Genomic DNA, 15,366 nt, shown 5'->3' on the forward strand with positions numbered 1-15,366 from the left:
TTATTTTTATCCCTCAAATCAAGCCGATCCCATGATATAATGAAGCGGAAAAGGAGTGGTTGCCAGATGAAGCGAATCATGATCGTTGAGGATGATCTTAGTTTAAGTGAAGGGGTGCGCTTAGCGATTGCCTCTCCGGAAAATGAAATTTTTCAATACAATAATTTAGAAGCGGCTCAAGTCGCCTTATTTGAACAAACAATGGATTTGATTTTATTAGATATCAATTTACCAGATGGGAACGGGTTGGATTTTTTGAAGGAAGTCAAAGCAACCACCAAAACACCGGTGATACTGTTAACTGCAAATGATACCGAGATGGATGTAGTTTTAGGGCTGGAATATGGTGCCGATGATTATATCACCAAGCCCTTTAGTCTGGCGATTTTGCGGGCTCGGGTAAATACCCAGCTGCGAAGAAGCCAGGAAAAAGGTCAAAACCTGATTACCATCGATGCCTACTGCTTCGACTTCGACAAAATGGAATTTTCTAAGGATGATCAACCAATCGAACTAAGTAAAACCGAGCAGCGGCTGCTGCGGCTATTGGTGGAGAATCGCGGAGCAACCGTTATGCGGGAAACCCTTTTGGAAAAAGTGTGGGGCTCGGAACTGGAGTTTGTCGACAGCAATACCTTATCGGTTACGATTAAGCGCTTGCGGGACAAACTGAAAGCTAACGAGTACATCAAAACGGTCTACGGTATCGGCTATTCTTGGGTGGTGAACTAAATGCTGAAGGGAAAGATTATTTTGCTGGTGGTGATAAGCTTGCTAGCGATGGGTGCAATTGCGGCTCTGTTGTGGCAGCGCTGGCAATTCCGGCAAACGATGAATCGGCTGCTCCATATGCTAGACACAGCCATCGATGGCAACTTTAAAGAAGAAAGCTATGATGAAAGCCTGTATTCCGCCATCGAGAACAAGATGCGGGATTATTTATCGGCTACGGAGACTTCGAATCAGGATATAGCAGCGGAAAAAGATGAAATCAAACAGCTAATCGCCGATATTTCCCATCAAACCAAAACCCCGATTGCCAACCTGTTGCTCTATGGTCAGCTGCTGGCTGAACAGGAGCTGCCGGAAGAAAGCCGCCGCTTCGTAGGCGAAATGAACAAGCAAGGGGAAAAGCTGAATTTCCTGATTGCGGCACTAGTTAAGCTATCCCGGCTAGAGACGGGAATCCTGGCAGTCCATCCTGAAAAGCAGAGCCTTCAACTAATGCTAGAGGAAGTCCACGGGCAACTACTCCCTGAAGCGCAGCGAAAAAATATCCAACTGCAGCTGGAACCGACTAAGGAACAAGCGATCTTTGACCCTAAGTGGACCGCCGAGGCCATCGCCAATTTAGTTGACAATGCCATTAAATATACTCCTTCAGGTGGGGAAATCCAGATTACGGTGAATGCCTATGAGCTTTTCTGCCGGATTGATATTGCAGATACCGGGATTGGCTTCACAGAAAATGAACAGGCGAAAATATTCACCCGCTTTTACCGTTCAGCTCAAGTGGCCCAAATAGAGGGACTGGGAATCGGCTTATACATTACCCGGCAAATCATAGCGGCCCAAAATGGCTACATGAAAGTCTCTTCTATGCCGGGGCAAGGCAGTGTTTTCTCGGTATTTTTGCCTCGTTCCAACTAAAAAAGTTCAATTCTTACAAGATTGTTAGAATGTTTTACCGCTGGAAAGATTGTGGTAAGTTTTCTTTGATAAAGTTTGTGGTGTAGAGAAATACCTGCAAACTTTATTTTTTATGGAGGTTTTAGAGATGATTATATTACAAACAAAACAATTGATGAAGATTTACGGCAAAGGAGAAACCGCCGTGCATGCGTTAGACGGAGTAAATTTACAAATCAAAAAAGGTGAATTTGTCGCGATTGTCGGAACCTCTGGCAGCGGGAAATCTACTTTGCTGCACATGTTGGGAGGATTAGACGAGCCCACCAGCGGCAGCGTAGAAGTCGATGGTGAAGACCTGTTCAAATTAAAGGAAGAAGCTTTAATTGTTTTTCGCCGCCGGAAAATCGGTTTTGTTTTCCAGAATTACAACCTAGTACCAGTGTTGAATGTCTATGAAAATATTGTGCTGCCTAGTCAGTTAGACGGCAAAGCACCCAGCTCTGAGTACATTGACAGCATTGTCGAAACGTTAGGCTTAGCCTCGAAACTAAACAATTTGCCGAATAATTTATCTGGCGGCCAGCAGCAGCGGGTGGCAATCGCTCGCGCACTATCCACCAAACCGGCCATCCTATTAGCCGATGAACCGACGGGTAATTTGGATTCTAAAACCAGTCAAGACGTATTGGGCCTATTGAAAATTACCAATCAAAAGTATAAACAAACGATTGTAATGATCACTCATAATGAAGAAATTGCTCAGCTGGCGGATCGCATTTTGCGGATCGAAGACGGCCAGATCGTTGAAGGATAAGGGGGTGTAGACCATGAATGTGTCAAATCGTAAAAGTGTGCGGCAAATTAGCATGAAGAGTTTGTGGGCCGCCAAGGGACGAAATATTATTGCTATTTTAGCCATTGCCCTGACCACTATTTTGTTTACTACCTTGTTCACGATCGCCCTATCCATCAATCATTCCTTCCAACAAGGAAATTTCCGGCAAGTCGGCGGTTATTCTCACGGCGGATTTAAGTATGTCACGGAGCAGCAGATCGATGAATTGAAAACTGACCCGCTAATTAATGAGCACGGTTTGCGCCGATTCGTGGGAATGCCCACCGAAGCTCCTTTCAACAAAGCTCACGTGGAAGTCAGCTATAGTGATGCCAATCAAGCAAAATGGATGTTTATCGATCCGGTAGAAGGCCACCTGCCGAAAGAAGGCACCAACGAAGCCGCGACCGATTTACGGGTTCTAAATTTGTTAGGGGTCGAGCCTAAGATAGGCCAAACCTTCACGCTAACCTTTTTAGTCGACGGACAAGAAACAACCGAAACCTTCACTTTGAGCGGCTGGTGGAACTATGATGAGGCGATTATTGCCAGTCACGTGTTGGTTCCTAAAAGCCGTACGCAAGAAATCTTTGACAAATTGCAAACTGAAGGCAAAGACGGCATGACCAGTTTTTGGGTAATGGATGTGATGCTGGATAATGGGCTCAACATCGAAGAAAAAATTGATACCATTTTGGAAAATCATGGCTATCAAGGCGCCGAACGGAACCAGGAGGATTATATTGCTACTGGGGTGAACTGGGGCTACACCGGTTCGAAGGCGTTAGAGAGCGTGGAATCGATTATCGGTGTCATTGGGCTTTTGCTGCTGATTGCGGTGACCGGCTATTTGATCATTTATAATGTATTTCAAATCGCAGTAACTGGTGATATCCGTTTTTACGGCCTGCTGAAAACCATCGGCATGACCAATCGCCAAATTAAACGCATTATTCGCATGCAAGCGGCGGTTCTATCTTTGATCGGAATTCCCTTTGGTTTGTTGATCGGCTACTTTATCGGTGTTCGGCTGACTCCTATGATCTTGCTGCGCATGAACACAAGTGTCACGGATGCCATTTCTGCCAGCCCGGGAATCTTTATTGTCTCAGCACTGTTTTCATTGGCAACCGTCCTGATTTCTTGCCATCGTCCTGGAAGATTAGCGGCTAAGGTTTCACCAGTAGAAGCGGTTCGCTATACTGATCAAACCGGCAAATCGAAGAAGCTGCGCAAAGCTACAAAGGGCGCATCTTTATCTAAGATGGCTTGGGCAAATCTGGGACGCAATCGCCGTAAAACGATTGTCACTATTCTTTCTCTTTCCCTTTCAGTGATGCTGCTGCAGGTAACAGCGACGATGGTTAATGGTTTTGATATGGACAAATACCTTCGCGGTGTTGCTACTGATTTTCTCGTGGCTGACGCTGGTTACTTTCAGGTGGGGGATGCAACTGACTGGAACGAAGGAATGGCTGTAGCGGAAGAAGATATTGAAGAAATTAACAGTCGTGAGGGTGTAACAGCCGGCGGGCGTACCTATGGCCACGTCACAGAAGCGCAGCAATTTGTGGAAGAGGAGCGTTATCGTTCCAACTATGAAACCTTTTATGACGAAGATTCGTTGGATAAGATGGTCTCTAACAGCGACCGTTTGAATGGACTACTGGCTGACCGGGTTCAATTATATGGCATGGAAAAGTTTGTGTTAGACAAATTAACCATCTTGGAAGGTGATATCGCTGAACTATATACACCCGGCAATCGTTCCATCGCAGCCGTTTACCTGGTGGATGACCACAATCAACCGCGTCAGGACAGCAACTGGGCTAAGCTGGGAGACACCGTCACCGTGCGACACACCCAGGAATGGGAATACTACAACCCCGATACTGGTGAAATTTACGAGAACCAACCGGCGGATGATAGTGATTATGGGAAACGAGCAAAAAGCTATCAAGACATCGACTACCAAGTCGCGGCTGTGGTTACGATCCCTAGTACGTTGAATTACCGCTATTATGGCTCAGAAGAATTTGTGTTAAACGCTCAGACCTTCATTGAAGATACCGGAAGTGAATCAATTATGCACTACGCCTTTGATACCACGAAAGCCGGCAATCCTGGGATGGAAAGCTTTTTGAAGAATTATACCGAAGTGGATCGTTCGCAATACGACTACGAGAGCAAAGCTACTTATGTTGAAAATTTTGATTCGATGCGGAGCATGTTCCTGATGCTGGGGGGCGTACTTTGTGGAATCATTGGTATAATCGGGGTTCTGAATTACGCCAATGCTCTGTTAAGCAGCATTTTAGTCAGAAGACAAGAATTTGCCATGCTGCAATCCATCGGTATGACTGGCCGGCAGTTGAAGCAGATGCTGATCTGGGAAGGATTGTATTACATGCTAGGATCGATCCTATTCTCACTGATCCTCTTCCTGGCAGTAGATCCGCTATTAAGCAGTTCGCTAGGAACGCTATTCTGGTTTTACACCTATCGCTTCACCATCTGGCCGATCGCAGCCGTGGTTCCGCTATTCACGGTTTTAGGTATTGTACTGCCGCTGATCAGCTACCGTTATGTGTCGAAACGCTCGATTGTTGAACGCTTGCGCCAAACTACTAACTAAACAAGACTGGATGCCTCGATTGAACTCACTTTTGCTGTGACTTCAATTGAGGCATTCGTTTTTTTGTATTCCAACTAGAAGTTTGGAAGCGGGTGATTTACGGAGATTGTGCTACACTTATCTGGTGAGGTGACAGCAATGAAGAGGTGGAAAAAAGTGCTGATTTTTTTCGTATCAATCATTTTAATTCTTGTTCTGGGATTTTTCTTATGGTTTCGGCAGCAGGAGCAAGTTCTGACTGATGTAAAAGTCGAAGCCCACAGCAAAACAATTACCCTGTTTATTCCCGGTTACGGCGGCAATCGGACTTCCTTGGGCGGTGTGGTCTCCCGGTTGGACCGCTTTGACCTGGGAACCTTCAGCTATCGAACGTATATTGACTCCGACGGCCATTTTTCTGAGGAAAAGCAGCAGGGCTATGGGGACAATTCCATGATCCAGCTATTGTTTGCCGATAATAAAGACCCGGAAAAAGAGGTCAAACAAATTTATCCCTATTTGCAGCATTTGAAAGAACAAGGCTTCGACAAAATGAATCTAGTAGGTCATTCTACCGGTGGACCGATGAGTGTGGCAATCATGACGGCTTATCCCGATGATCCCAGCATTCCAAAGCCGGAAAAACTGATCAGCATTGGCGGTGATTTCCCGCTGCACCCTAGTCAAGCTTATTTAAATGAAGGTAAGAAACTGCCAAAAGATTTAAAGGTTCTGGCAATTGCCGGCAATATTTGGGGCCGTCCCACAGATGGCTTAGTAAAAGAAGCGGAAGTTAAAGCAATCGAACCGGTGATCGATGGAAATGTGGCAAGCTATCAATTTAAGATTATTGATGGCTCACCGTTAACGGCCTTTCATTTTATGCTCCACGAAAACCCGACGATCGATAAAATGATTGCTGAATTTCTCTGGTCTTCGTAAAAACTAAAGAAAATCATCCAACTTTGGTCTGATTTAATTGTTAAATTAAAGTAAGAGTAGTAAATAATTGCTTAAATGGCACCAATCTCTCCGCCCAAGATGGTGGAATCAGCTAAAATAGAACCAGAAATACCCTAGGAGGAACCAACAATGAAACTACAAAAATACATTATACTAGCAAGCTTAACCTTGTCGTTAGGAGCCGGCGCAATCCAAACCGCATCGGTGGCTCACGCCAGCAACACCAGCTCAGAGACAGTCATCAACGAACGTTGGGGCAAACCAACTTTCGTGGCTGGAGCTGGCTTGAATCAGCAGCAACTTAACGACACCATGAGCGAACTAGGTATTAATCAAGACAGCGTGAAAATGGAACAGGCTACCGGAGCCGACTTAGTGAAATATCTTGGCTACGGCAGCGGCGATGACAGCGTGATGCTGAGTTCAGTCGTAGTAAATCGGGAAGATCCAGGTAAAGGGATCGCAGTACAAATCCTAACGCCTAACAACATTACGCAAATAACCGCCGATCAATACAAAAATCCATTAGTAACTGCCGGTATTTCCGACGCGACCGTAAAAGTAGCCAGCGTGGTAAAAGTTACCGGTGAAAGTGCCTTGACTGGAGTGTACAAAGCCTTTGAATCAAACGGCGAAACCGTCGATCCTGCCCGTGCACAATTGGCTCAAACCGAATTGGATACTACCAACGAAGTATCACAATCGATTGTCAACAGCGCCAGCGAAAATCAGGATCAACAAGATTTGTCTGCTGACGACCAAGCAAAAGCTGATGAAGCCTACAAAGCACAATTGAACCAGACCTTAGTCGATATCAAGAAAGAATTGGCTGACTTGAAGGAAAAACAAGGCGAACTTGCTACCAAAGAAGACGTGCAAAATATCGTCAATGACGCCTTGGAGAAAAACAATTTGTCACAGCTGATCAGCCAAGAAGACATTAACAAATTAGTTTCTCTTGCTGAACAATACCAAACGACTGATGGTGTGCTAGACAAAGAATCCATCGAACAATTGGACAAAATCAGCAGCGACTTTAAAGACACTGTCGACAATCTTTCTGACCAATTAGGACAATTTGGTGATTCGTTAAAAGGAACCATCGAAGAAAACCAAGGATTCTTTAGCAACTTATGGCAATCAATTAAAAATTTCTTTGCTAATTTAGGCAACTAAAGACCTTTAAGTAATCGATTCTTTAAAAAAATGTCGGTAAATTGTCATTTGCCATAAAATAAGCGTTGATCCCTGGGTCAACGCTCTTTTTATCCGCTTTTTTGAGTCATAATGTCACTTTTCTATAAAGAAAAATGGTACTATAAAATTATAAACAGGCATAAAGGAGGGTATCACATGGAGACGCCAGAAAAACAGTCTGAAACATCCTTTGATTCAGTGAAAGAATCGGCTTCGGTCGTGTTAGGGGATTTAATGTCTCAACTGCAGCGCTTGGAAGAAGCGATGAAAAAAGAAGACATGGGGGCAGTCTATCAGATCTACTGGAAGGAATTGCCGCTAGCCATTCAGCAATCCAGCAACGCTAATCACGAGATGGACAATTATTTCACCAGTAAACTGGATCGCGAATTTTTACGGATGTTTCCTTTCATGCAATTACGCCAGCAGGCAACCCCGGTTCTGCTGGATTATCAATTAGGCAGCTATTACCACGATCGCGCCGTGATTCAATTAGATGCAACCCAGCCGGCACTGCTGCTTTTGCCAGAAATCAAAAAGCAATGGGAAAAGGTTGAAAAAGGCACTTATCGAGAAGAAATTGAGGCATTGCAGGCCCAAGAGGATGATTTTGATGCTAGAATTATCGCCGCCGGCTCAGAAATCGAACGCATTGAGTTGCAAATTCAACAACAGGAAGCAGCAAAGCGTGAGCTGGAGGAAACTAAAGGCTTATTAAATCGTAAAAAGGTCGATGACGAAATTGATCAGCTGGATCGCAAAATTTTAGCGCTGCAGGAAGAACGCCGTAAATGGGTGCCTTTTGTCAGCGATAAAATCACTCGGGAATCACAAAAAATCGGCTTGGCCCAGCAAAAACAAGCCTTGGCATTGGAACAAGCGATTGCTTTAAAAGAATTGCGAATTATCAAAAAGCGCTTTGGCTCGTTAAAAGAAATGGAAAAACAGCTGCAGCAATTTGTCCAAGTGTTTTTGAACAAGGAGGGCAAGTAGATGACAGAAGAGAAGAAAAACCGCGTCAATGAAATTTATGATACCTTGGTGGAGCCTGAGGAAACCGAAGAGCTTACCATCAAGGAAAAAGAAATCTTACACGCCGATGACCCCGATTTCGAGTCGGAAGCCTCTCCAGAACTTGTTAAACAGGAGAAACCCTTAAGTCCATCTGTCTTGTCTTATTACGACAACCGGGAAAACAATTATCAGGACTTATTAAGCTTGATTGAAGACGCCGAGAAAGAATTAGCCGATTTGAAGTTCCGCAAGAAATTGATGGAATCAGACTTTGCCACCTTGCTAAGATATTTTCGGGAAGTCTTTTTGCAAAAGGAATACGAAGTTTCGGCGATTGCTAAGGGTGCGTTGCTGGAATACTTTACCTTCGAGCTGTTGAAACCGCTGGAGTCTCACAATTTGCGACTTTCCAGCAATGATTTTTCTACTTGGGAAACCAAGCACTTCAATCTTTCATATCGCTTAGTCAATGACAAAGAAATTACCTTCAATTTGATGATGCCCACTTCTGAAGGCAATATTCGGACAGAAAAGCTTCACCTTATGACGGTGTATCCGGAAACGTTGAAGGTTACGGTGTTAAATGAAGCTGTGCTGACCTTGCTGGCGGATTGCTACCAGCATCATATTTATACCAGCGGACAGAATTCCTTGTTCAGTCATGAAATGAACAGTGTCTTTGCCCATATGAAATCATTAGGCTTTGCCTTAGGGGACAACTTGCTGGATAACAGCCGACCGCTGGATTTATCCTTTGATTTGCCTCACATGGCAAGTGTCGAAACGCTGGATGATATTTTTATCACTACCATGAACAATCCTAAGTATGACTTCAAAAAAGTTGAGGAAGACCACTACTTAGTGCAGCTGGAAAACAATCATACGGTGGAAATTGTTCAAGACACCGCCAAAAAGGTGACCAAACTAAAATTGAATACCGCCCACAGCAACAAATCCTTAATCGAATTCTTCGGCGCTTATCCGTTTTTAGTATCATTAGCACTGAAATAGAAAAAAGCTCAAGCTTAGTCGAACTCCTGTTGAAGGAGCAGAACCAAGCTTGGGCTTTTTTGCCAGAATTAAGCAGGAGCTGCCGTCTGATAAAAATGCTTCAGCATCGCCGCCACCTTTTCCGGCGCTTCCGTGTTCCCCTCGTGCCCGACACCTTCCAACTGATAATAAACCGCTTCTGGTATCGCCGCAGTCATTTCTAAGGCAGCCGACTTGTTAGGGACATCTTTACTGCCGCAAGCCACTAAGGTAGGACAGGTAATTTTGTCCAGATCAGCACTAAGATCAATGTCCATCATAGAAGTGGTTAATTCCAGCATCGTGTGCTTATCAAGTGCGCCCATATCGAAAACTTTCATGGGCGCATAACGCAGAACAAAATTCTGCACTTTAAGCAGCTTCTTCGGCATTTTATATTGCGCACCCATCAATACTAGGGAAGCAACCTTTTCAGGAAACTGAGTAGCATAATTCAAGGCTAAAATCCCCCCTAAGGAAAGTCCGCATAAATGGAGCGGTTCCTCCATCTGATTACAATAGGCCACAAATTTTTGATACAACTCCCCATATGTTGCAGCACCAGGCTCAAGAAAGGCATCCAAATTCGGGACAGCCACCGGGGCAAGGGGCACTAGGTCAAGGGTTTCCTGCCAACTGTTAACCGATTGGCCTAAACCGTGTACAAATACATAAGTCATCTTTCTCACCTCATTTGACGTCTTTCTTCTATTATATAGAAAACTATTTCGGTAAGATAGTCAGCATCTCAAAATAGAGAGCGTTTTCTGCTGAAGCCTTTCTTAATACCCCTTTGTAAAAAATTAAGAAATCTGGCGAAATTCACCAGAAAATCTTCGCAACTCGTGAAAGAAGCGTTATCCTATGATATACTTTGAAAGTTGATACCAACGTGTATCTGAGGCTATTTGAAAGAGGGTAGACAATGTGTGCGGAATTGTAGGATTCGTTGATCGTTCAAATACAACACAAAAAGAACAAGTCATCAAGGAAATGATGGATACCATCGTTCACCGCGGGCCAAACAGCTCCGGTCAATTTATCGATGAAGGCGTCGCTTTAGGCTTTCGCCGCTTAAGTATCATTGACTTAGAGGGCGGTTCGCAACCGATCTATAATGAAGATGAAACAAAAATCATCACCTTTAATGGTGAAATTTATAATTACCAATCGATTCGTGAAGACTTAATTGCCAAGGGTCATGTATTCACCACCCATGCCGATACCGAAGTTTTACTTCACGGCTATGAAGAATACGGCATCGATCTGCTGCAAAAAATTCGCGGGATGTTTGCATTCGTAATTTGGGACACGGAAAAACAAGAATTATTTGGCGCACGAGACCACTTTGGGATCAAACCATTGTACTATGCCCAAATGAACGGCACCTTTATGTACGGTTCAGAAATTAAGAGCTTCTTGAAGCATCCGAATTTTGTGAAGGAACTAAATAAGGAAGCACTGAAGCCTTATATGACCTTCCAATATTCAGCTTTGGATGAAACCTTCTTTAAAAATGTTTTTCGCATTAAAGAAGGCCATTACTTCACTTACAAAGATGGCGAATTGAAGATCGAACAATACTGGGATGTTGACGAAAAAGAAACCAGCTTAACCTTGGATGAAACGGTTGATTTAATTGATAAAACCGTGGTTTCTTCAGTGGAAGCTCACCGCATCGCGGATGTAGAAGTCGGCTCATTCCTTTCTTCAGGAGTGGACTCAAGCTACGTAACTGCTGTGCTGCGTCCAGAGCATTCTTATTCTATCGGTTTTGGCGACAAGTCTTACAATGAATCAGTGGAAGCCAAAAAATTGGCGGAATTAATTGATTTAAACAATACATCTCGGGTGGTTACCGGGGATGAAGCTTTTGAATACTTCCCATTGATTCAATATCACTTGGATGAACCAGATTCAAATCCATCTTGTGTGCCATTGTACTTCTTGGCTGAATTAGCCAGTCGCGACGTGCGGGTTGCCTTGAGTGGGGAAGGTGCGGATGAATTATTCGCCGGCTACCAAGCTTACGGGATGAACACCCATTCTAAAGCGGTCAAAGTTGTCGCTGAAGGCTTGAAGAAATTGCCAAAAGGCATGCGTTACAAAATTGGTCGCGGACTAAAAGGCAAAACCTTCCGTGGCGCTTTGCACTTGTACACGTCGCTAGCACCAGCCGAAGATTTCTTCATCGGCCAAGCGAAGGTCTTTGAAGAAGACGAAGCAGTGGACTACTTGCAGCCAACGTATCAAAAGAGCCCAAGTGTCAAAGACATCGTCCAAGTACACTATGATCAAGTACAAGACATGTCGGAGATCAAAAAAATGCAATATTTGGATATGCACCAATGGATGCCAAAAGACATTTTATTGAAAGCCGACAAGCTGTCAATGGCCAGCTCATTAGAAGTTCGCGTTCCTTTATTGGATAAAGAGTTAATGAAGGTTTCGGAACAAGTACCAACCAAATATCTGATTAATGCTGAAAACACCAAGTATGCTTTCCGTCAAGCGGCCGCGCGCCACTTGCCAGAGGAATGGTACAACCGTGAAAAATTAGGCTTCCCAGTGCCAATTAAAGATTGGTTGCGAGAAGAAAAGTATTACAACCTTATCCGCAGCTTGTTTGAGCAAGAATTTGTTAAAGAATTCTTCGATCAAGAAAAAATCTTGAAGTTGCTGGACGATAACTTTGAAGGCACAGCCGATGGTCGTCGTAAGATTTGGACTATTTATACCTTCCTAACTTGGTATCAAGTCTACTTCATCAACGATGGCGTGAAACCAGAGCCAGTTAGTGTAGCATAAACTAAAAACGTCACCCCAGCTGTTACTTGGGATGACGTTTTTTCTATGTTCCTAACGATAAATCTTCTGCGTTGAAGGTGTCCCCATGTTCAAAGTCACCGTAACGATAGCCTCGTTCAAACCAAGCTTTACGCTGCGCCGAAGTTCCGTGGGTGAAGCTGTCGGGAACAACATAACCTTGAGCCTGCTGCTGAAGAGTATCATCACCAATGCTGTTAGCGGCATTTAAGGCTTCATCAATGTCACCAATCTCTAGAACCGGTTGACCATTAATCGTTTCCCCCTCCATGTATTTTGCCCAGCTTCCGGCATAGTAATCCGCCTGCAGCTCCAAACGAACCTGATATTGATTATATTCAGCTTCACTCAGACTTTGCCGCCGTTGAGCCATTTCATCAGTCACACCCAGCTCCTGTTGCACATGGTGGCCAACTTCATGGGCGATTACATAAGCCCAGGCAAAATCACCGCCAGCGCCATATTGATTCGCCAGCTCATCAGCGAAAGATAAATCCAAATATACCCGTTGATCTCCCGGACAATAGAAGGGGCCTACTGCAGAGCTAGCTGAACCGCAGGCTGTCTCTACATAATCGGTATAAAAAACCATGGTGGGTTCTTGGTAATCCATGCCTTGGGCCTGAAATTCTTGATTCCAGTAATCCTCCAAATAGCCAAAAACAACCTCGGAATATTCTTGCTGGTCTTCACGGCCGGCAGTATTTACAGCTTCCTGCTGGTAAACCGAATTCCCGCCGCTGCTGTTTAAAATATCGGTGACATCTCCGCCGCCTAAAAAGAGCACCAGTAAAACAATAATAATCCCGCCAATCCCTCCGCCGACAGCAAGACCACCGCGGGAAGTGCCGGTGCGATTTTCCACATTGGTACTTTTTCTTCCGCCTCGATAACGCATCTTAATTCACTCCCTAACTGATAATCTTTCCATTTATTATAGCCAAGGAATCCGTATCTAAGCGAATAATACGCTTTCCACTTACTGAGCTTAGATGAGGGCAGAGCATTGATAGTTTCCATAAATGTACAATGCAAATCAAAAATCAAACACAAAAAAATAGAGGAAATTAATCCTCTATTCTTGATAATCGGTATAAGTAGCTGTGCGGTACAGTGAAGCCGTTGATTCGTTGTTGTTTTGGCTATAAAGACTGGTAGAGCCTTGGTCTTTATCGGCTTCAATCGCCAGTAAGCGTTCCAGCTGATTGCGGTAATCAAATTGCTGCGGATCGATTGGATCAAGTCCGCTGCCTTGGTAGAAGCGCAATAGGTCGCCGTTATTGATTTTGTCGGAGGTCATCAATTGCTCATCCACCGCTTGATTCAATTCAGTAAACAATTTTTGCTGCTCCAGATTCGGTTCATCAACTGGCAAGCCAGTTTGATTATCGTAGACTTTGCCGCCGTAGAAAGTATAATCCGGTGTCACAAAGTCGCCATCGCGGAAAGCCACGACTTGTTGATGATCCTCAGAGAACAAATCCTGACCCAGCATCAAGTAATCATCTGTAGGAATACCCAGTAAATGCAGCAGGGTAGGTAAAGCATCCACTTGTCCGCCATAGGTGTGATTGATCTCACCATTGGTTTGGCCTGGAATGTGAATCATAAATGGCACTCGCTGCATTTGGGCATTGTCGAAATCGCCCCATTCTTCCGAGGTTTTTCCTAACAAGGGTGCCAGTTCGCTGTTACGGGTATTGGAAATACCATAGTGGTCTCCATACAACACAAAAACCGAGTTTTCATACAAGCCGCTGGCCTTCATGTAATCAAAGAATTCCTGCATCGCCGTATCCAAGTAATTGGCTGTCGCAAAATATCCGTTAATTGTTGAATCACTAGTGTTGGCTAACGGGAAGCCGTCTTCCTCATTGTTGAAGCTGGAATACGGATAATGGTTAGAAACAGTAATCATTTTCGCATAAAAAGGCTGCTGCAAATGCTCCAAATATTGCGCCGATTGGTTCAGAAACGGCTTATCATGCATCCCATATTGGAATGAGTTTTCTTCATTAATATCGTAGTAGCTGGAATCAAAGAAATAATCGTAGCCTAAATGCTTATAGGTAGTATCCCGATTCCAAAAGCTGGCCGAATGTCCATGGAACACCGCCGAAGTATACCCAGCCGTTTGCTGTAAAATATTCGGTGCCGCTTCAAAGGTATTTTTGTCACCCATTTGCGTAAACAATGCCCCTTGGTTCAAACCAAACAAGGAGTTTTCCAATAAAGTTTCCGCATCGGAGGTTTTTCCGGCTTTCACTTGATGGAAGAAATTGTCGAAGCTGTAGGTAGCTTGGTCATGATACAAACTGTTTAAGAATGGTGTCACGGTATGAGCTTCGCCATTTTCGTCGGTTAACTGATAATCGATCAAAAATTGCTGGAAGCTTTCCAAGTGAACGTAGACCACATTTTTTCCTTTAGCAATGCCGTACATTTCATCATTAGGCTCCGCTTGGTGCTGATCCACATAATCTTCCACTTCTCTTAAATCGGTCGGACTAGCCTCAGCCCGAACTTGGTTATTCTGATAGGTTTGGTAGCCATCGTAAAAGGTAAAGGCATTAATACCTAGATACTTCACCATGTATTCCCGCGAGAATTGACGACTCAATAGACCAGAACGATCCATTTCAGCTAAGAATAAATTCCCGCTGCCGATTAGTACAGCCAGCACTGCCAAGGCAGTCGCCTGACGCACGCGCGGCACTCTTGAATCCAGCTTGATTTTTTTCCTCCATAATAATAGTGGAAGAACAATTAAATCGACGATATAGAAGACATCGTAGAATCTAAATAGGCGAACCGCGCTTTCCCCTAAACCGGTGGAAACTTGTCCAGCTCCCAATAAAGTATTAATCGTAATGAAGTCAGTAAACTCCCGATAATAAACGGCATTAGAAAAGAGCCAAATCGAAAGCAGGAAATAAATACCGAACAGCGTAGCATAGGCGACACGAGTTCGTTTGATAAACAAACCGATACTAATCAGCAGCATCGAGACGCTGATGGGATTAATTAACAGAATAAAAAATTGCAGCGGGCTTTGTAGGCTGAGATGGAAATCCATAATGTAGCCGAACATATTTTTGACCCATAATAATAATAGCAGTAAGCTAAAAAAGCCGATGCGGGTATTAATAAATTGTTTATATTTTTTTAATTGAGACATATAACGCTCCTTATCACTGAAAGTGCAATCATTATCTATTCTATCGGTTTTGTGAAAAAACGTCAAACTAACTAGTAG

Annotated in this window: 12 protein-coding genes; 9 read left to right on the top strand and 3 right to left on the bottom strand. The window is 44.0% G+C overall.

Translation table 11 applies throughout. The features are described from left to right. The first annotated feature begins 66 nt into the window (after positions 1 to 66). The 8 genes from JZO70_RS12885 (at position 67) to JZO70_RS12920 (ending at position 9,266) form a co-directional block, all read left to right on the top strand. Positions 67 to 732: a response regulator transcription factor gene (locus JZO70_RS12885; protein ID WP_207673976.1), complete on the top strand. Its 666-nt coding sequence runs from the start codon at positions 67 to 69 to the stop codon at positions 730 to 732. Continuing rightward, positions 733 to 1,650 (top strand): sensor histidine kinase, encoded by a 918-nt coding sequence (locus JZO70_RS12890; RefSeq protein ID WP_207673977.1) that lies wholly within the window; start codon positions 733 to 735, stop codon positions 1,648 to 1,650. 127 nt (positions 1,651 to 1,777) lie between these two features. After that, positions 1,778 to 2,446 carry an ABC transporter ATP-binding protein gene (locus tag JZO70_RS12895; RefSeq protein WP_207673978.1) on the top strand — a complete coding sequence of 223 codons (669 nt, stop codon included), beginning with the start codon at positions 1,778 to 1,780 and terminating at the stop codon, positions 2,444 to 2,446. A 13-nt stretch (positions 2,447 to 2,459) separates the two neighbouring features. Beyond that, on the top strand, positions 2,460 to 5,102 hold the full coding sequence (locus JZO70_RS12900; RefSeq protein ID WP_207673979.1) for an ABC transporter permease: 2,643 nt from the start codon (positions 2,460 to 2,462) through the stop codon (positions 5,100 to 5,102). Positions 5,103 to 5,240: 138 nt separating this feature from the next. Further along, entirely contained in the window at positions 5,241 to 6,023 is a 783-nt protein-coding gene (locus tag JZO70_RS12905; protein ID WP_207673980.1) for an alpha/beta hydrolase, read from the top strand. A gap of 150 nt (positions 6,024 to 6,173) precedes the next feature. After that, positions 6,174 to 7,220: a DUF1002 domain-containing protein gene (locus JZO70_RS12910; RefSeq protein WP_207673981.1), complete on the top strand. Its 1,047-nt coding sequence runs from the start codon at positions 6,174 to 6,176 to the stop codon at positions 7,218 to 7,220. A 177-nt stretch (positions 7,221 to 7,397) separates the two neighbouring features. Then, on the top strand, positions 7,398 to 8,234 hold the full coding sequence (locus tag JZO70_RS12915) for a hypothetical protein (protein WP_207673982.1): 837 nt from the start codon (positions 7,398 to 7,400) through the stop codon (positions 8,232 to 8,234). After that, positions 8,235 to 9,266 (top strand): hypothetical protein, encoded by a 1,032-nt coding sequence (locus tag JZO70_RS12920; protein WP_207673983.1) that lies wholly within the window; start codon positions 8,235 to 8,237, stop codon positions 9,264 to 9,266. A 68-nt stretch (positions 9,267 to 9,334) separates the two neighbouring features. Here the strand turns inward: JZO70_RS12920 and JZO70_RS12925 are convergent, their stop codons facing one another. Beyond that, the gene (locus JZO70_RS12925) at positions 9,335 to 9,964 is read right to left on the bottom strand and encodes an alpha/beta fold hydrolase (protein ID WP_207673984.1); all 630 of its coding nucleotides are present in this window, start codon (positions 9,962 to 9,964) and stop codon (positions 9,335 to 9,337) included. Positions 9,965 to 10,211: 247 nt separating this feature from the next. Between JZO70_RS12925 and asnB the strand changes: the two genes are divergently transcribed. Further along, on the top strand, positions 10,212 to 12,092 hold the full coding sequence (gene asnB, locus JZO70_RS12930) for an asparagine synthase (glutamine-hydrolyzing) (protein WP_207673985.1): 1,881 nt from the start codon (positions 10,212 to 10,214) through the stop codon (positions 12,090 to 12,092). A 43-nt stretch (positions 12,093 to 12,135) separates the two neighbouring features. Here asnB and ypfJ read toward each other — a convergent pair whose 3' ends face one another. Both ypfJ and JZO70_RS12940 read right to left on the bottom strand, forming a co-directional pair. After that, positions 12,136 to 13,008 (bottom strand): KPN_02809 family neutral zinc metallopeptidase, encoded by an 873-nt coding sequence (gene ypfJ / locus JZO70_RS12935; RefSeq protein ID WP_207673986.1) that lies wholly within the window; start codon positions 13,006 to 13,008, stop codon positions 12,136 to 12,138. A 177-nt stretch (positions 13,009 to 13,185) separates the two neighbouring features. Beyond that, positions 13,186 to 15,288, bottom strand: a complete 2,103-nt coding sequence (locus tag JZO70_RS12940) for an LTA synthase family protein (RefSeq protein ID WP_207673987.1) — start codon at positions 15,286 to 15,288, stop codon at positions 13,186 to 13,188. Between the last annotated feature and the right edge of the window lie 78 nt (positions 15,289 to 15,366).

Origin of the sequence: Candidatus Enterococcus moelleringii, assembly GCF_017377575.1 — a bacterium.
GTDB lineage: Bacteria > Bacillota > Bacilli > Lactobacillales > Enterococcaceae > Enterococcus_A > Enterococcus_A moelleringii.